Origin of the sequence: Bacillus sp. CGMCC 1.60114 (assembly GCF_042676365.1) — a bacterium.
GTDB lineage: Bacteria > Bacillota > Bacilli > Bacillales > Bacillaceae_G > Bacillus_A > Bacillus_A rhizoplanae_A.
In genome coordinates this window covers 71,502-88,848 of the sequence record NZ_JBHTHG010000112.1, presented here as the reverse complement: position 1 = coordinate 88,848, position 17,347 = coordinate 71,502, and the positions used below count along the sequence as shown (strand labels likewise).

The 17,347-nt window shown below is 38.7% G+C and carries 18 protein-coding genes; 13 read left to right on the top strand and 5 right to left on the bottom strand.

Annotation, left to right across the window (positions count from 1 at the left end; translation table 11 throughout):
- Positions 1-78: 78 nt before the first annotated feature.
- Positions 79-222, top strand: a complete 144-nt coding sequence (locus ACFQZ1_RS18245; protein WP_098310977.1) for a hypothetical protein — start codon at positions 79-81, stop codon at positions 220-222.
- Positions 223-500: 278 nt separating this feature from the next.
- Positions 501-1,583, top strand: coding sequence for a glycosyl hydrolase family 8 (locus tag ACFQZ1_RS18240; protein WP_377883613.1), 1,083 nt, complete (start codon positions 501-503; stop codon positions 1,581-1,583).
- Positions 1,584-1,598: 15 nt separating this feature from the next.
- Here ACFQZ1_RS18240 and ACFQZ1_RS18235 read toward each other — a convergent pair whose 3' ends face one another.
- Positions 1,599-2,741, bottom strand: coding sequence for an acyltransferase (locus tag ACFQZ1_RS18235; protein WP_377883612.1), 1,143 nt, complete (start codon positions 2,739-2,741; stop codon positions 1,599-1,601).
- Between the two features lie 467 nt (positions 2,742-3,208).
- On the opposite strand from ACFQZ1_RS18235, the gene ACFQZ1_RS18230 reads away from it, so the two are divergent.
- From ACFQZ1_RS18230 to ACFQZ1_RS18210, 5 genes are all read left to right on the top strand, one after another.
- Positions 3,209-3,511 carry a PTS sugar transporter subunit IIB gene (locus ACFQZ1_RS18230; protein WP_377883611.1) on the top strand — a complete coding sequence of 101 codons (303 nt, stop codon included), beginning with the start codon at positions 3,209-3,211 and terminating at the stop codon, positions 3,509-3,511.
- 14 nt (positions 3,512-3,525) lie between these two features.
- A complete protein-coding gene (gene celB / locus ACFQZ1_RS18225; protein WP_377883610.1) occupies positions 3,526-4,830 on the top strand; it encodes a PTS cellobiose transporter subunit IIC in 1,305 nt (434 codons plus the stop codon).
- A 6-nt stretch (positions 4,831-4,836) separates the two neighbouring features.
- On the top strand, positions 4,837-5,154 hold the full coding sequence (locus ACFQZ1_RS18220) for a PTS sugar transporter subunit IIA (RefSeq protein ID WP_377883609.1): 318 nt from the start codon (positions 4,837-4,839) through the stop codon (positions 5,152-5,154).
- Between the two features lie 130 nt (positions 5,155-5,284).
- On the top strand, positions 5,285-5,731 hold the full coding sequence (locus tag ACFQZ1_RS18215; RefSeq protein WP_377883608.1) for a LytTR family DNA-binding domain-containing protein: 447 nt from the start codon (positions 5,285-5,287) through the stop codon (positions 5,729-5,731).
- Positions 5,732-5,735: 4 nt separating this feature from the next.
- The gene (locus ACFQZ1_RS18210; protein WP_377883607.1) at positions 5,736-6,149 is read left to right on the top strand and encodes a DUF3021 domain-containing protein; all 414 of its coding nucleotides are present in this window, start codon (positions 5,736-5,738) and stop codon (positions 6,147-6,149) included.
- Positions 6,150-6,213: 64 nt separating this feature from the next.
- Here the strand turns inward: ACFQZ1_RS18210 and speD are convergent, their stop codons facing one another.
- Both speD and ACFQZ1_RS18200 read right to left on the bottom strand, forming a co-directional pair.
- A complete protein-coding gene (gene speD, locus ACFQZ1_RS18205) occupies positions 6,214-6,585 on the bottom strand; it encodes an adenosylmethionine decarboxylase (RefSeq protein ID WP_377883606.1) in 372 nt (123 codons plus the stop codon).
- A gap of 24 nt (positions 6,586-6,609) precedes the next feature.
- Complete coding sequence (locus ACFQZ1_RS18200) at positions 6,610-7,611, bottom strand: spermine/spermidine synthase domain-containing protein (RefSeq protein ID WP_377883605.1); 1,002 nt, start codon at positions 7,609-7,611, stop codon at positions 6,610-6,612.
- Positions 7,612-8,009: 398 nt separating this feature from the next.
- Here ACFQZ1_RS18200 and ACFQZ1_RS18195 point away from each other — a divergent pair, with 398 nt between their 5' ends.
- From ACFQZ1_RS18195 to chbG, 5 genes are read left to right on the top strand one after another with little or no spacing between them, the layout of a single operon-like run.
- Positions 8,010-8,312 (top strand): PTS sugar transporter subunit IIB, encoded by a 303-nt coding sequence (locus ACFQZ1_RS18195; RefSeq protein WP_377883604.1) that lies wholly within the window; start codon positions 8,010-8,012, stop codon positions 8,310-8,312.
- Between the two features lie 15 nt (positions 8,313-8,327).
- Positions 8,328-9,635 (top strand): PTS cellobiose transporter subunit IIC, encoded by a 1,308-nt coding sequence (gene celB / locus ACFQZ1_RS18190; RefSeq protein WP_377883603.1) that lies wholly within the window; start codon positions 8,328-8,330, stop codon positions 9,633-9,635.
- A 55-nt stretch (positions 9,636-9,690) separates the two neighbouring features.
- The gene (locus ACFQZ1_RS18185; protein WP_377883602.1) at positions 9,691-10,029 is read left to right on the top strand and encodes a PTS lactose/cellobiose transporter subunit IIA; all 339 of its coding nucleotides are present in this window, start codon (positions 9,691-9,693) and stop codon (positions 10,027-10,029) included.
- Complete coding sequence (locus tag ACFQZ1_RS18180) at positions 10,017-11,342, top strand: 6-phospho-beta-glucosidase (protein WP_377883601.1); 1,326 nt, start codon at positions 10,017-10,019, stop codon at positions 11,340-11,342. The genes ACFQZ1_RS18185 and ACFQZ1_RS18180 overlap by 13 nt, the downstream gene beginning before the upstream one ends.
- A 54-nt stretch (positions 11,343-11,396) precedes the next feature.
- Positions 11,397-12,101, top strand: coding sequence for a chitin disaccharide deacetylase (chbG, locus tag ACFQZ1_RS18175; protein WP_377883600.1), 705 nt, complete (start codon positions 11,397-11,399; stop codon positions 12,099-12,101).
- Positions 12,102-12,142: 41 nt separating this feature from the next.
- On the opposite strand, the gene ACFQZ1_RS18170 is transcribed toward chbG, so the two are convergent.
- A complete protein-coding gene (locus tag ACFQZ1_RS18170) occupies positions 12,143-13,333 on the bottom strand; it encodes a chromate transporter (RefSeq protein WP_377883599.1) in 1,191 nt (396 codons plus the stop codon).
- A gap of 463 nt (positions 13,334-13,796) precedes the next feature.
- On the opposite strand from ACFQZ1_RS18170, the gene ACFQZ1_RS18165 reads away from it, so the two are divergent.
- On the top strand, positions 13,797-14,207 hold the full coding sequence (locus ACFQZ1_RS18165; RefSeq protein ID WP_377883598.1) for a CHRD domain-containing protein: 411 nt from the start codon (positions 13,797-13,799) through the stop codon (positions 14,205-14,207).
- Positions 14,208-14,344: 137 nt separating this feature from the next.
- On the opposite strand, the gene ACFQZ1_RS18160 is transcribed toward ACFQZ1_RS18165, so the two are convergent.
- Positions 14,345-17,020, bottom strand: a complete 2,676-nt coding sequence (locus ACFQZ1_RS18160) for a sigma-54-dependent transcriptional regulator (RefSeq protein ID WP_377883597.1) — start codon at positions 17,018-17,020, stop codon at positions 14,345-14,347.
- Between the last annotated feature and the right edge of the window lie 327 nt (positions 17,021-17,347).

Sequence of the window (17,347 nt, the reverse complement as noted above, 5' to 3'; positions counted from 1 at the left end):
TTGCTCTACAAACTGTAAGGCAAAAATGCGGATGTGCACTGGATTTAGTCGTATTCATGAAACGGAGGGGAAGTTTTCATGTATCCAGAAGTCATTAAAAAAATGGCATTTTCGAAAGAGCATAAAGATTTATTGTTAAAGCTATACAATAAGGAAATTACAAGACGTGAATATGATCGTCTCGTACAAGCGCTATATCGGCCAGCAAAAGAAAGTGTGTAAATATCCATTCATAGTGACTGGATAAAGTGAAACTTTAATCAGTGGGGGTTTTCTTCATCCCCCACTGATTATTAGTTGAACCAATCGGGCTTTTACGGGCAGTTTATCTCCCACCTAACTTCTTTGCTTTCACTGAATTTTGAGGTGGGAGTATTACTGCCCGTTAATGCGGGATAAACGAATCTCATATTAGTGGGATAAAAGAGGTAATCTGAAAAAGGTTGCCTTTTTTGTATGTTTTTTTCTTATATCGGTTAGCATCTTAACGAGGTGATATTGTGCGGAAGCGTTTTTATCTATTTATTGTAATGGCAGCTTTGATTGTTTTATGTGGAGTGGTGATATGGAAGGCACTACAAGGGAACGGCACAGAGCAATTTATTATACATCATATGACAAATGAAAATGGCACGTTAGCAACATATCGGCTGAAAAGTGGCAAACAAGGAACAGATGTTGCAACCGGACGTGAAGCATTGTCTGAGTCGTCAGGATTATGGCTTCGATATGCGCTAGATATTGATAATCAAGAAATGTTTGATGCGCATATGAAAGTTATACAAAATTATTTTTTAGACCCATCTCATATTGTATTATGGAAAATTACTGAATCGGGAAAAAGACAAGCTAGAACGAATGCACTTATTGATGACTTGCGAATTGTACAGCAATTGTACCGGGCATATGAGAAATATGGGGAAGAGCGATATAAGCATCTTGCAGATCAAATTAGCGATGCCATATTACATTATAATAAGAAAGGATCTTTTTACGTTGATTATTACGATGCGAATGCACATGTATCAAATGATACACTAACAACATCTTATGTGAATCCGAAAGCATTTTCTTATATGAAAAAGTATGGGAAAATTACCGATGCAGAGTATCAAAAAGTTGTTCAATTTTTAGCGGATTATCCACGAAATGGATGGGCTTTTCCGAAAACATATGAGAAAGATGGTACCTTTACATATGATAAAGAAGTAAATATTATTGATCAGTCATATGTTGCGTATTACCGAAGTTTAGTAGGTCTTTCTTCTGAAGCGTACTTAGATTTCCTTAAGAAAACATTTCAGAAAGATGGTAAGCTATATGGAAGATATGATTTAGAATCTGGAAAACCAGCTGTTGCTTTTGAATCACCAGCTGCATATGGCATAACGATTTTATATGTATTAGAGGCTGGAGAGAGGAAGTTAGCGGAAGAGATGTATGAGGAAGCAGCGACGTTCCGGAATAAAAATCCGTTTAGTCGTTATTACGGCGGCTATGTAACAGGAGCAGATAAGAATACACATATTTTCGACAATCTACTGCCGCTTTTAGCAGAAACAGCATTAAAAAACAGCAAGTAATTATTACTTGCTGTTTTACTTTTTCACTTTTAATAAAGAAAGTGCAGGATAAGTCCATTTTATTGATAGTGAAGGAGTTGGGCCTGTGATCCACTTGTGAAATGGTATATAGCTAAACAAAATGATTGTTCCTAAAGATAAAATTGCTGTGCAGCTAAACAAGCACATGCCATAAAGAATAGAGTCAGCTGGCAATGAAAAGAAAGATAACAGTTTCACGCTTATATTTAAAAAGAAAAAGTGGGCTAAATAAGCTCCGTATGTAAAGTTCCCGATAAATCGAAGCCCTTTATATAAGGGAGTGCGATGCTGTGCAATTGTTACAGATAACGCATATAAAATTATAATTTCACAGACGATGTATATAAACATAGATGGTTTTAAGTATGTTACAACTGTAAGGCGAATCGTATTTGCACCGTAGAAACTAAAGAGTTGATAATTAATGAATAGAAATAAAGCGAAAAATAAAGCTGTAAAAAATGGTATATGTTTAAATGCAAATATACGCCAAGCACTGAGAGCAACTGCTGCAATTCCTCCCATAACAAAGTAGAAGGAATAGAATAAGAAAGAGCGATCAGTATAATGCAACGCAGTAAATTTTGTTAATTGTTCTCCGTTAAAAATATAGTGAGAGGAGAACCACATTAATAGAAAATAAATAAGAGCAAAGGAAAATGTGTATCGATATACATCCTGCTTGTTATGAATGCGTCTATGAAACCAATGGAAGACGAAACAAAGAAGCGGGAACAATAAATGAATTTGAAACATCATAACAACATACCAAAGGTGAGGTGCTGCTGTTCCAAGCAGAAGGCTGCGAACAATCTCCCATAGGGATGGAATATGCTTTGTCATAAATAAGTAGACAATGGACCAAAAGAAATATGGCGTAAGCAAGCTCGTTGTTTTTTCATAAATGTACTGTGTATATAACATTTGCTTTGTATATTGATTAATAAGGTGAAAGCCGACAATAAAAATAAATGCTGGAGCAGAAAATTTTGCTAGATTAAATAACATGCCGATAATAATAGATTGCTCAATTGCTAGATTTCCTTGATTCATTGTATATAGTAATGAGCTTTGCAAAACAACAGCTAGAAAGGCGATGCTTTGCAGTACTTTAAACTCAGGGGCATTCTGTGTCATTGTTATCATCTCCTATCCCATACATGATTATAGTACAAGAGAGAGGAGTGTAATATGATCACTTTGTGAAAAATGTAACAATTTAGTGACAGCGCATACAACATACATATAATAGGAAAAATCCTTCTAGTGAAAGGCAGGTTTGAATGAATACCCATTTTAAAGTTTAGTAGAAAGCAAAGAAGCTTGAAGACCTTCCGGTTGATTGAAGTTTCATCTATTAGATTGTTTTGCTCGTTGTTTTTTAGAATCACGTTGATGAAGAGAATAGGGATTTTGTTGGTAGGCTCGTCATATGAAAATTACCCTAGACATATACATAAGTTAATTTAAACTTACTCCGCTACTCGTAAGTGATAACAGTCCTGTCTTCAAATTGTGAGAAGTTAAAAAATGGGCGGGGGATAACTGTTGGTATATCCAAATGATTATGGGTGGGTAGTTAAGAAAGGGAAAGGAGGCATTGTATGAATATTTTACTTTGCTGTGCTGCTGGAATGTCAACGAGTTTGCTCGTTACGAAGATGGAGAAAGCAGCGCAGGCACAAGGTATAGAGGCGAAAATTTGGGCTGTTTCTGGATCGGAAGTGCGTAATCATATCGATGAAGCGGATGTATTACTACTCGGTCCACAAGTGCGCTATTTGCTGCCGAAAATGAAAGAACTATGTAAAGAGAAAGGAACACCTGTTGATGTCATTCAATCTGTACACTACGGACTTTGTAATGGGGAAGCAGTGTTACAAGCAGCATTGTCAATGAAGTCATAAGGAGAGTGGAGAAGATGACAGGGTTTTTAGAGAGATACGTTATGCCTGTAGCGGGAAGAATTGCAGAGCAGCGCCACTTACAAGCTATTCGAGATGGAATTATTTTAACGATGCCTTTCTTAATTATCGGATCATTCTTCTTAATTATTAGTGCTTTACCGATCCCTGGATATCATGAACTCATGGCTAATCTGTTTGGTGATGGTTGGCAAAAAGCGTTAGGGTATCCAGTTAGCGCAACATTTAGTATCATGTCTTTAATCGCTACATTTGGAATCGCTTACAAATTAGCGGAACAATATAAAGTAGATGCATTAGCTGCAGGGGCATTATCACTTGTGTCTTTCTTGCTCGTAACGCCCTTTCAAGTTTCTCATATTGTAGAAGGAACGAAGGAAAGTATTATAATAGAAGGTGTTATTCCAGCTGTATTTATGGGGAGTCAAGGTTTGTTTGTAGCGATGATTTTAGCACTTATATCTACAGAAATATACCGCGTCATAATACAGAAGAATATTGTTATTAAAATGCCAGAAACAGTACCGCCAGCTGTGTCTCGTTCGTTTACTGCACTTATTCCTGGTTTTATTGTCGTAACAGTTGTTTGGATTTTGCGATTAATGATGGAACATACTTCGTTCGGCAGTATCCATAATATTGTTGGGCAATTATTACAAGCGCCGCTTAGTACGCTTGGTGCTAGTTTGTTTGGAGCTGTAGTCGCTGTTCTTCTTGTTCACATATTATGGGCATGTGGAATTCACGGAGCGGCAATTATTGGCGGGGTTATGAATCCAATTTGGTTATTACTAATGGACCAAAACCGCATTGCATTTCAAGCTGGGGAGCACGTGCCAAATACGATAACAACACAATTTTTTGATCTATGGGTGTATATGGGTGGTTCTGGTGCAACACTAGCACTCGTTGTCGCGATGTTATTATTTGCACGAAGTCAGCAATTAAAAAGTTTAGGAAGATTATCAATCGCACCAGGTATTTTTAATATTAATGAAATGGTGACATTCGGGATGCCAATTGTATTAAATCCGCTTCTTCTCATTCCATTTATTCTAGTTCCTGTTGTCTTAACGATTGTGACGTACTTTGCGATGGAATGGGGTCTTGTCGCGCGGCCAAGCGGAGCAGCTGTACCATGGACAACACCGATTATTTTTAGCGGTTATTTAGCAACAGGCGGCAAGATTTCAGGTGTTGTTATGCAATTAGTGAACTTCTGCTTAGCGTTTCTCATCTACTTCCCATTCCTAAAAATGTGGGATAAGCAAAAGCTAGCAGAAGAAAAGGGGGAGCAGTAAAGAAACATGGATACATTAGAGACAACGGCTTTTCATTTAATTTTACACGGGGGAAATGCCAGAAGCTCAGCGATGGAGGCAATTCAATTTGCGAAACAAGGAAAGTTTCTCGAAGCGGACGAAAAGCTACAAGAAGCAGAGAGCGAATTAAAGGAAGCACATCGCTTGCAAACAACATTGATTCAACAAGAAGCAGGAGGCGAAAAGGTCGAACTCAGCTTACTGTTTGTTCACGCCCAGGATCATCTGATGAATGCTATAACAATAAAAGAACTAGCGAGTGAGTTTGTTGATTTATATAGAAAGATGCTAGATCGGGAATAGGCCTTGCGTGTGCAAGGTCTTTTTTGTGCATAGAAAACGGCAAGTTAAACAAATAACGCGACTACTTATGTACATATCCATTTTATTTTTCCACATTTATGTAAAAATGAAATAGTAAAGGGGGGATGTCATGAAGATTCAGATTGATTTAGACCCAACACATGAAGAACTAGAAATTATTATAAGAACGAAAGAAATGACAGAAGATGTTCAGCACATTTTGAAAATATTAGAAGGAGAATCGATAAAACAAATTGTTGGGATAGCAGATCAGCAGTTTCACTTATTAGAGTTTAAGGAAATATATTGGTTTTATTCGGAAGGGAGAAAGGTATTTGCTCAAACTGCAAAAGGGAACATTGAGGTGAAATACCGGTTGTATGAGTTAGAGACTTCCTCACGGCGAGAAGGATTTGTTAGGTTTTCAAAATCGATACTTGCAAATATAAAGCATGTGAAAAGTTTTGAAATGTCGTTTAGTGGCAGCATGTGTGCCCATTTTTCGAATGGAATGAAGGAGTATGTTTCTAGAAAATATGTTCCACTTATTAAAGAAGCTTTAAATATAGGAGGTTAGTGAGATGAGTACACAATTTGATAGAATCGGTGCAAAGTTGATAACTGGTATGGGAATGGCGATGTTTTATAGTTTATTATTTTTAGGAATTGGTTATGCAAATGGGGTGGAAGTATTAGAAACACGGACATTGTTAATCAATCTTGTTGTAGCGAATGTGATGGGGATTATCTTTTCAGTTGCTTCCTTTGTGTTTGAGAGGGAAGAATGGAGCCTTTTAAAGCAAACGATTATTCATTTCATTATTTTATTAGGAACATTTTTACCGGTGGCAGTATGGATTGGGTGGGTTCCTAATTATGCAGGTTCAATTTTCATATGTGTAGGAAGCTTTGTGATTATTTACTTCATTATTTGGTTTGCGATGACAATGTACTGGAAGAAAAAAATTGAAGGGTTAAATAACCAGATTAAATAAGAAGGAGAATATAAAACACGCCAGGTGTGAAGAGCACTTGGCGTGTTTCGTATAAATTGGATTGTTAGTTAATAACGGTGATTTCGCCTAAGCCACGAGTCAATCGTTTTATATACAATTGTTTCGGATTGAGTAGAGGCAATATATAATCGATGGCTTGTTGCGGGTCTACCTTTGTTCCACATGTATAGCAGTCAATGGCTGCAAACTGTTTTTCTGGATACGTGTGGATAGAGATATGGCTTTCCGATAGTAAAACTAATATTGTAACTCCAGATGGTTCGAATGTTTTGGATTCTACTGATAATACAGTTGCACCGCACATATTGGCTGCTGTGACTAAATGTTGTTGTAAGAATTCACAATCATTTAATAAGGCAGTGTCTACCTCCCACATATCTACTAGTATATGTCTTCCAAATGTTGAATACTCCATGATACCTCCTATTTATATATAAAACTAATATTCCATATCTTCTTGATAGCAACGGTGTAGAATAAGTTGGTCCTGTGTGTTGATTACTGCGTTTTGTCGTTCCTCTAAGAGATCTTCTCTAAAGCGAAATAATAGAGCAAGGTTTTTTGGAAGTGTTCGATGAGGAACGGTTACGGGTAATGGGTTTCTATTACGCATAATGGAGGAAGAATTGGTCGCGATATGAAAGCCCCAATCGTTTCCGAAAGAAGGAACAATTGTATGATAGCTTGCAACTGTTAATCCAGTGCTGCGAATTGTTCGGCCGATGCTCCAATAGGTAAGCGGTGCATCTTCTGGTGAGTTGGATTGACAGACGAACGCTCCTCCTTTTGTAAGGAAGCTAGATACAACAGAAAATAATTCTTTTGTATATAGCTGACTTAATGTCTCGGTTGCTGGATCTGGAAAGTCGATAATAATCACGTCATATTTACGAGATTTCGTACGTAAAAATTTTCGAGCATCGTATGCATGGATATTTACACGCTTATCGAAAAAAGCGCCTTCGTTTAACGCGATAATTTCAGGTACATGAGTTGCAATTTTGATAATTTCTTCATCCAAATCGACAAGATCGACGTGGCGAACCGTTTTATATTTTAAAACTTCTCTTAATGCAAGACCATCCCCGCCTCCTAAAATAAGAACAGATTTTGGAGAATCTACTAGTGCCATTGCAGGGTGAACAAGTGCTTCATGATACAGTCGCTCGTCTACAGAGCTAAATTGTAATTGTTCATCAAGGTACATTCTGACATCGTTCACTTTTAGTACATCGATCTTTTGATATTGGCTCTGTCCTCGAAATAGAGCAGTATGCTTATCCGCTAATATTTCTTGTAAACTCAGTTTGTCCCATATATCCCCGTGGCCTTGAGATGATGTTGAGTTTGACTTGCTGCTGTTTGATTTTTTATTATATTGTTTTTTACAATCTGAAGCAGATTCTTTCTTTTGGTCATCTTTCCGACAGTTTTTTGACATGTTGAGCTCCTTTCTCTTTATATGAAATAGATTTCGAAGGTTCATGTTAGTATATGTAAATTACTAGAGAAGGCTTGGACAATTTTTTATATTGGGGTAAAGGTTTTTTAGATAGATTCATATAGAAATTTGTTGGAATCCCCCTTTTTTCTACACATATACGACTAGACAACGAATCACTGTGTACATTTCATGTAAATGTGTGTTTATATTGTGTTATTTTGTGCAACACACAGTCGGATTTCTATTAACACACTAATGGGAAACGATAACACACAAGAAAAACGCGAAAAGAACCATTGATATGAAGCGGTTTCAAAAGTTGGCACGCGATTTGCATTAATAAAAGGCGTAAAGAAAAAACAAACAAATTGATTGCATAAAGGGAGGAATTATATATGAATATTTTACTTTGTTGTTCAGCGGGGATGTCTACAAGCATGTTAGTTACAAAAATGGAGGCGGCTGCAAAAGCGCGCGGACTAGAAGGGAAGATTTGGGCTGTATCTGGAGATGCGGTAAAAACAAATATTGATCAAGCGGATGTATTATTACTAGGCCCACAAGTACGTTACATGCTTTCAAATTTGAAAGCGCTTGCGGACGAAAGGAATGTCGGCATTGATGTCATTAATCCAATGCATTACGGCATGATGAATGGCGAAGCTGTTTTAGATCATGCACTTACTTTAAAAAAATAATAAGGGGGAGATACAATGCAAAAAATGATTGCGTTTATGGAAAAGTACTTACTTCCAGTCGCAGGAAAAATGGGATCACAGCGTCATTTAGTTGCGATTCGTGATGGTTTTGCTGCAGTTATGCCGCTTATTTTAGTGGGGTCTTTAGCGGTACTGATTAATGGGCTACCAATTGAAGCATTCCAAGATTTTATGAAGAGCATGTTCGGTGAAACATGGAAAATGCTTGGCGGTAATGTTTGGACAGGATCGTTTGCAATTCTATCGCTTTTAGTTGCAGTTTCAACGAGTTATAACTTAGCAAAGTCATATAATGTCGATGCGTTGTCAGCAGCACTTATTACATTTGGTTCTTTGATTATCATTACTCCGACAACGCCAAAAGAAGGTGGACTTAGTTTTGATTGGACAGCTGCACCAGGACTGTTCGTCGCGTTACTTACTGCAATTTTTGTTACAGAGGTTTTCCGTTTCTTTATTCAAAGAGACATTACAATTAAACTGCCAGACGGTGTTCCACCGGCAGTAATGAGATCGTTTGCTGCATTAATTCCAGCGTTTGTTGTATTATTCGCAGTTGGAGCAATTCAAATGATCGTGAAATTAGCTGGGACAAGCGTTCACGAAGTTGTATTTAAAACAATTCAAGGGCCATTGCAAGGTTTAGCTGGAACATTGCCAAGTGCAATTGTGGTTGCACTAATCATTCACGTTCTTTGGTTCTTTGGCTTACATGGTGATAACATCGTTGGCGGTATTATTGAGCCATTGTATTTACCAGGATTACAAGAGAATGTAAAGATGTTCCATAACGGAATGTCAGCGTACGACGTACCAAATATCATTACTAAGCCATTTTTTGATATATTCGTTTTCATGGGTGGTTCCGGTACAACATTAGCGTTTCTTGTTGCGGTATTACTTGTTGCAAAAAGCGCACAACTGCGCGGAGTTAGCCGCGTGGCAATTACGCCAGGGTTGTTCAACATTAACGAACCAGTTCTATTTGGTACACCAATCGTATTAAATCCAATTTTGCTTGTTCCATTTATCATGACACCTATTGTATTAACAATTACAGCTTATACTGCAATTTCAACTGGTCTTGTTCCAAAGATAGTTGCAATTCTTCCTTGGACAATGCCACCAATTTTTAATAGCTATTTAGCAACAGGCGGAAGTGTTGCGGGGGTTATATTACAACTTGTTAACTTCACGATTGCCGTTGCAATTTATTATCCATTTGTATTAATGTGCGACCGTTCTTACATTCGTGCTGAAAAAAGTGCACCAACAAGCAATGATCAATCTGTAGTTATGTAGGAGAAGAGAGAGGTTTCCTTTTCTCCTAAGCCATTTTTGAAAGGCGGTAAATAGAATGACAACAGCGGAACATATCCCATTCCAAATTATTTTACACAGCGGCAATGCAAGAAGTTATGCAATGGAAGCACTTCAATATGCAAAGCAAGGGAAGATAGAAGAAGCAGAAGAAGCGATGACAAAAGCGAAAGAAGCAATTAATGAAGCGCATCATTTTCAAACCGAGCTCATACAATCAGAAGCAAGAGGGGAAAAAACAGAGATTACAGTACTGTTAATTCATGCGCAAGATCATTTAATGAATTCTATTACAGTAAAAGATTTAGCATCAGAATTCATCGATTTGTATAGAAAAATCAATGCGAAAGGGGAACAAGTAGCATGCGTGGAATAAAAATTACAACAATTGGCGGTGGCTCTAGTTATACACCAGAATTAATTGAAGGCTTTATTAAGCGCTATCATGAACTTCCTGTTCGTGAAATTTGGTTAGTTGACGTGGAAGAAGGAAAAGAAAAGTTAGAGATCGTTGGTAGCTTAGCAAAGCGGATGGTGAAAAAAGCAGGAGTTCCAATTGATATTCATCTTACACTAGATCGCCGCGAAGCGTTAAAAGATGCGGACTTTGTTACAACGCAATTTCGCGTTGGGTTATTAGCAGCGCGCGGAAAAGATGAAGCTATCCCATTAAAATACGATGTGATTGGCCAGGAGACAAATGGTCCAGGTGGTTTATTTAAAGCTTTAAGAACGATTCCTGTTATTTTAGATATTTGTAAAGATATAGAGGAGCTTTGTCCAAACGCATGGTTAATCAACTTTACAAATCCAGCAGGTATGGTAACTGAAGCTGTTCTTCGCTATACAAACATTCAAAAGGTTGTTGGGTTATGCAACGTTCCGATTGGGATTCGTATGGGATTAGCAAAGATTCTCGATGTAGATCCAAGCCGTGTACATGTTGATTTTGCAGGTTTAAACCATATGGTGTACGGATTGGATGTGTATTTAGATGGTGTGAGCGTCATGGACCGTGTGCTGGAATTAGTGACAGATCCAGAAAAACAAATTACGATGCAAAATATTGCAGGGCTTGATTGGGAGCCGGACTTTATTCGAGCACTTCGTGTGATTCCATGTCCATATCATCGCTACTACTACAAAACACGCGAAATGTTAGAAGAAGAAAAACAAGCATCCATGGAAAACGGTACACGTGCAGAAGTCGTGAAAAAGCTAGAGGATGATCTATTTGAACTTTATAAAGATCCAAATCTAGACATTAAGCCGCCCCAATTAGAAAAGCGCGGCGGAGCATATTATAGCGATGCTGCATGTAGCTTAATTACGTCTATTTATAACAATAAAGGTGACATCCAGCCTGTAAATACAAGAAATAATGGTACAATTGCAAGTCTGCCGGCTGATTCTGCTGTTGAAGTGAACTGCGTTATTACAAAGGATGGTCCAAAACCGATTGTAGTCGGGGACTTACCAGTAGCTGTGCGCGGTTTAGTACAGCAAATTAAATCGTTTGAACGTGTAACAATTGAAGCTGCTATAACAGGTGATTATCATAAGGCGCTGCTTGCGATGACGATTAACCCACTTGTACCATCCGATAAAGTGGCAAAACAAATTTTAGATGAAATGCTGGAAGCTCATAAAGAGTATCTTCCGCAATTCTTCAAAAAAGTGGAGAACTAAAAGCGGCGCTATATAAGCCCGCTTTTTTCTTGTTAAGTAACAGGAGGGGATAGAATGATTCAATTAATTGTAAACGCAGATGACTTTGGTTTAACGCGAGGTGTAAACTACGGTATTATTGACGCGCATATTAACGGACTTGTTAATTCTACAACGATGATGATGAATATGCCGGGAGTAGAACATGCAGTGCAATTAGCGAAGGAATATAAGACGTTAGGAGTTGGGGTGCATCTCGTATTAACCGCAGGAAAACCACTTCTTTCTGATGTCCCTTCTCTTGTAAAAGAAGATGGTTCGTTTCATTCGCAAAGTACGATTCGGGAAGGAAGGATAAATCCAGACGAAGTTTGGCGAGAATGGACTGCACAAATTGAAAAATTCCTATCTTATGGTTTAATACCGACGCATCTTGATAGTCATCATCATGTACATGCATTGCCAATTTTACATGATGTATTAGAGCGATTAGCAGAGAAGTATCATATTCCAGTACGCCGCTTTGAACAAGATCGTGCAGTGCGTCCGTTTTCTGATGTGTTTTTCCACGATTTTTACGCAGATGGTGTAACGGACGATTATTTCACAAATTTACAAGAGCGTGTACAGGACGGGGCGACAGTTGAAATTATGGTGCATCCAGCTTATGTCGATGCGGAACTGTTGAAGTGTTCGTCTTATGTGATGAAGCGCGTTGAAGAATTACGTATTTTAACGGAAAGTAAGCTTCCAAGTGGGGTGGAGCTTGTGAAGTTTTAATATATAAGAAAGACGGCTATTTCTCGGAATAGCCGTCTTTTTTATTGTACTGATAAAATCATTCCGCTTATCGCACCGACTACAACAATTACCCACGGTGGCAGCCTCCAAAAGGCAAGCATTGTAAATAAGAGTAATGCCACAACGAAATCAGCAGGCTTCCCAACTGAACTTGTCCAAATTGGATGATAGAAAGCGGCAAGTAAAATGCCGACAACAGCTGTATTTATACCAAACATAGCCCCTTGTACGTACGGCTTGCGGCGCAGCATATCCCAAAAAGGCAGTACGCCTACAATGAGTAAGAAGGCGGGAAGAAAAATGGCAATCGTCGCAATTGCCGCCCCGGCAGTTCCGTTCATAATTGCACCGATATAAGCGGCAAACGTAAATAATGGTCCAGGAACAGCTTGCGTCATTCCATAGCCAGCGAGAAATTGTTCTTTCGTTATACTGCCGTTTGACACAAACTCATTTTCTAGGAGCGGAAGAACGACATGACCGCCGCCAAAGACGAGAGAGCCTGATCGATAGAAACTATCAAACATGGCAATCCAGTGCGAAAGAGGGCGTAATATTGGTAATAGTACCAATAAGATAAAGAACAGAGATAAGCATAGCGCTGCGACTTTGCGTGAGACTGGAATGGATATTTTTGATTCAGTTGTTATTGCGTGCTCTCTGTATAAGAACCATCCCATTATACCAGCGAATAGAATAACGATAATTTGTATCCAAGCTGTTTGGAATAATAGAACGGCAGTCGCTGCAATGACTGCGATCGTTGCGCGGCCTCTGTCTGGTGTTAGTTTCTGCGCCATTCCCCATAATGCATGCGCGACAATCGCTACGGCTACGAGCTTTAAGCCATGAATCCATCCAGCCTGAGCGATGTCTATTTGTTGTAATACTGAAGCGAACAATACGAGCGCAAGAACAGAAGGTAACGTAAAACCAAGCCAAGAAACAATCGCGCCAAGTATGCCGCCCCGAGATAATCCAATCCCCATGCCAACTTGGCTACTAGCAGGGCCAGGAAGAAATTGACAAAGTGCTACTAAATCAGCATAGCTTCTTTCATCCATCCACTTTCGCTTTTGGACGTACTCGTAGTGAAAATAGCCAAGGTGTGCAACAGGCCCCCCGAAGGAAGTGAGGCCAAGTTTCGTGGAAACGAGAAAGAGTTCTATTAATACTTGTAAGTAATTTGTAATGGTTTGTTTCGTTTTCAAAATGAAATGAATTCCTTTCTTTTTTGATGAACGTTTTCTTCTATCATATCGAATATATGTAAGTAAGGACATCGATAGAATGTAATAAATATGTAAATTTCCATGTAATACGAGTGTCATTTTATTGGAATTTTGAGTGAGATAGTCAAAGAAACAAGCATATTTAGAATGGAATGAGTATAGTATCGTATCAGCTTTATCCCGCATGAACGGGCAGTAAGATCCCCCACCTCAAGATTGAGAGAGAAGCGTTGTCCAGCTCTAGCGGCTAGAATCTCCGGTCGTTTCGCCCCCTCGGACGAGGAAAAAAGTGGGCGCGGGCGTCCTGCTTCCGCTTTTCTACAGAAGATAGGTGGGGGATAATTGCTGGCATGTGCCGGATTGGTGAGAGCTTTCCATCAGTGAGGGATGAAACCTTCCCACTGATGGAAGTTTCACTTTATATGAGGAGGTGGTTAGAAGAGTGATAAAACATTTTTTTGCGAGATTAAAAGGGCGTAACCAAGTCCCACCTGTAAAAACCGATGCTTGTGGTAAAGTGAAATTCATGTTTAATGAAGACTTTACAAAGTTGTATTATAAATTAACGGTGAAGCATATACAGGAGATGACTGCCGCTCACATTCATTTAGGGAAGGAAGGACAAAATGGACCAGTGGTTGCATTTTTGTTCGGTCCGGTGAATCCTGGGATTAGTGTTGATAAAGCCGTTGTAAAGGGTGTATTGACAAAAGATAATCTTGTTGGGCCACTCCAAGGAATGACTTTAGCAGATCTTATGAAAGAAATGCAGGAAGGAAATGCGTATGTCAATGTGCATACAGAGCAACATCCTCAAGGTGAAAATCGTGGACAAGCTCAAGAGATACGCTAACAAGAAAAAGGAGCTGACTTAAATTGGTCAACTCCTTTTTGGAGGGGATTACATATGTTACAATGTGTCGAAATGCCGATAAGTTAGGGTGTTTGATAAATAAAGTGAATAAGTCGGAGCAGCTGCTCTCATCTGTATTATGAATACGTTTCTTGTTGGTTTTTAACAAAGAAATCCATTATATAAAACACTTCATCATCTGGAATTTGAATCTCAAATGTTTTTTCAATTGGTTGAAGTGCTTTTTTTATTTTCATATACATCCAATATTCATCTTGTCTGCGTGTTTCCTTTTCTGGGTATGGAAGTAGTTCTTCTCCTTTTTGTAAACGATCGACCATACAGCTCATATGCAAAATAACGCCCATTAAGCTATCGGGATTTAATTGAAGATCGATGAGTTCTTGAATCGTGTTTAAGGAATAACGAATTGTCTTAATGATAAGAGAACCGTCGTTTCGATTCATTTGCTTTCCGAGAATATCCGCCATTTTTGCATATGTTTCTTCGTACGTAATGAATTCTTGAATGGGCTGAATAGCTTTGTGATTAACGATATCTTGGAAGTGATACGTTAAGCAAGGTACTTGCACTTCGAAATTTGTGACAATACAAATTATGTTGCGCTCTTTCTTAATGTTTTCAATCATTTTCGTTAAGTCTTTTTGATGAACAATACTAATTGGAATGATTTCAATCATTTCTTTATCAAAGCGTAAATAGTTTTCTAGCATCTTCTGAATGGCGAGAGCACTGCCTTCTCCTGTTAAACATGCTGTTAAAATGACCGACTTCATTTGTGAAGTGGGCGTTTTCTTTTCTTCTTGTATGTTGAGATAAAATGGTGTTAAGTTCCTAACTGTTTCATATAGGGCATCTAGTGAATAACCTAGTTGTGCTTTTCGTGCTGCTTCTAGTACGTGCGGTGTACTTGTCATGGAGAGCGCACGCACAGGGATTTGAAATTCAGTTTCTAGTACATCGCCAATATAAGCGAGTGAGCCCATATCTACGAGTAGAAGAAGACCGCTTATATCCTTTAGCGTTTTCATATACACTTTCACGCGTTCTAAGAAGTCTTTTGGCGACTCGTGCAGCGGCATATCAATTCCTATTATGTCTTCGGTACCAAGCAGTTCGTTTGCAACGTTTGCCATTTCAGCAGCAATACCATTTCCGTGCGCTAAGATTAATACTTTTACTTGTGTTTGTGAAGATGGAATAGGATCAACGACGAAAAACATCGTTAAAAAGCCAGCTTCATCAATAGGCATCGTTACTAGCAATTCCTCTTCTAAAAGCTGAATACTTTGCATCGCTACCGAAAAAGCGTCCTTATATTTTGTACGAATTTGGTTTAATTGCGGATGATGAATTTGCTTACCGCTTTGCAAACGTTGTAAGGTTGTCTGTACATGTAAACTTAAAGCGAGAAAGACTTTTTCATCAAATGTCTTGGAAAGACGTGTTTCTGCAAGGTTTGCAATCTTTTCACACACCTCTACAATTTTTGGGTCCACTATTTTAAAAACATTCTCATGGTTTGTTCTTTTTGACATCTGGTTAAAGTAATGCATAAAAAAGCTTTGGATGTCATTTTCAATTAATAATTCCAGTTCTTCTTCTTTCATACCGCGTGCTTGCAGTTCTTCATATTTATGATCAATATGATCATAAATGGAAGATTGAGTTGTTTCTGCACGATGACGGCTCCATCCTTCAGTACCGTTAAATATAAATGCTTCGTTTGGTACTTGAAACAGATGGCGGCTTTTTCGCTCGATAAATAAACCTTCTTTCATGTACCATGGTAAGTCAGTGCTAGAGACACGTACGTATTCTCGTTTTTTTGTGACAAAGTCAGAATATGCTTTTGCACAAGCAATTTGTACATCTGTTTTTAATTGCCCGATGTTGTTAGGACATTGGTAAAAAACAAAGGCACGCATAGCGTTTGGACTTACGTAAATTTCTTTTCCTAAGCGAATGGCTTCATTTGTGAAAAAGAGCTGTAATAAAGAAAAGCGTTCTTCGTACGTACGCTCACGGAGCGGCGGCAATGTGACTGTCATTGGAATACGCCGCGTAAATGTTTTTAATAAAAATGAGTTCGGCTCTTCTGTTGTGGCAGCGATAATTAATACTTGCGCACGCCGTTCGTTTTCAGTTTCTCCTAACCGGCGATAGATACCGCGGTCAATAAAGGTAAAAAGCATTTCTTGTCCTTCTGGAGGAAGGCGATGTACTTCATCGAGAAATAAGATGCCTTCGTGTGCTTTTTCGATTAATCCTTTTTGTTCATTAGCACCTGTATACGCTCCTTTTTTAATCCCAAATAATTGTCCAAGTAGGAGTTGTGGATTATTTGCGTAATCTGCACAGTTAAATACGATAAATGGTGCACCTTTCTCTAGTTGGTTCACTTCAATTGCATATGTGTGCATGAATGAAGCAAACATGGACTTTCCGACACCAGTTTCTCCAAGCAGCAGTGTATGCATCCCATTTGGCGGGTAAAGGACAGCTGCTTTTGCTTTTTCAATTGCTATTTTTAAGCTTTGGTTTTCCAGAGCAAACTTATCTAGTGATGTTATGTTTTCTGAATGCGTTTCCACCTTTATGTTTACCGGTAAGAAGAAACGAACAGGTCGTGTTCCTGATTTAAATAAACGTCCCTCTTTCACAAGCTTGTTTAAATCACTACTGACATTTGCACGGTCTAGGCTTAGTTCACTAGCAAGATCTGAAGCTGTTATACCCTCTGTATATGTTCCTTTTTGTATCGTTTCATAAATGAGGTCGATTCTTTTCATTTGCATTCACCTCGGCTATTTATCCCGCTATTTTTGGGTAGTAAGTCCCCAACTCAAAATTGAGAGAGAAGCGTTGTCCAGCTCTAGCGGCTAGAATCTACGGTCGTTTCGCCCCCTCGGACGAGGCAAAAAGCGCCTCTCTGCCCCTGGGCGCGGGCGTCCTGCGATTCTGGGCGAGCCGCTTCCGCCTTTCTACAGAAGATAGGTGGGGGGCCCGATTTGTTTAACTAACCATCAGTGGGCCTCCACTGATGGAAGTTTCACTTTATTACTATTTCAAAGTTTACACAAAAATAGGAATTGAGGAAAGAGAAAACAGCTTTAGCA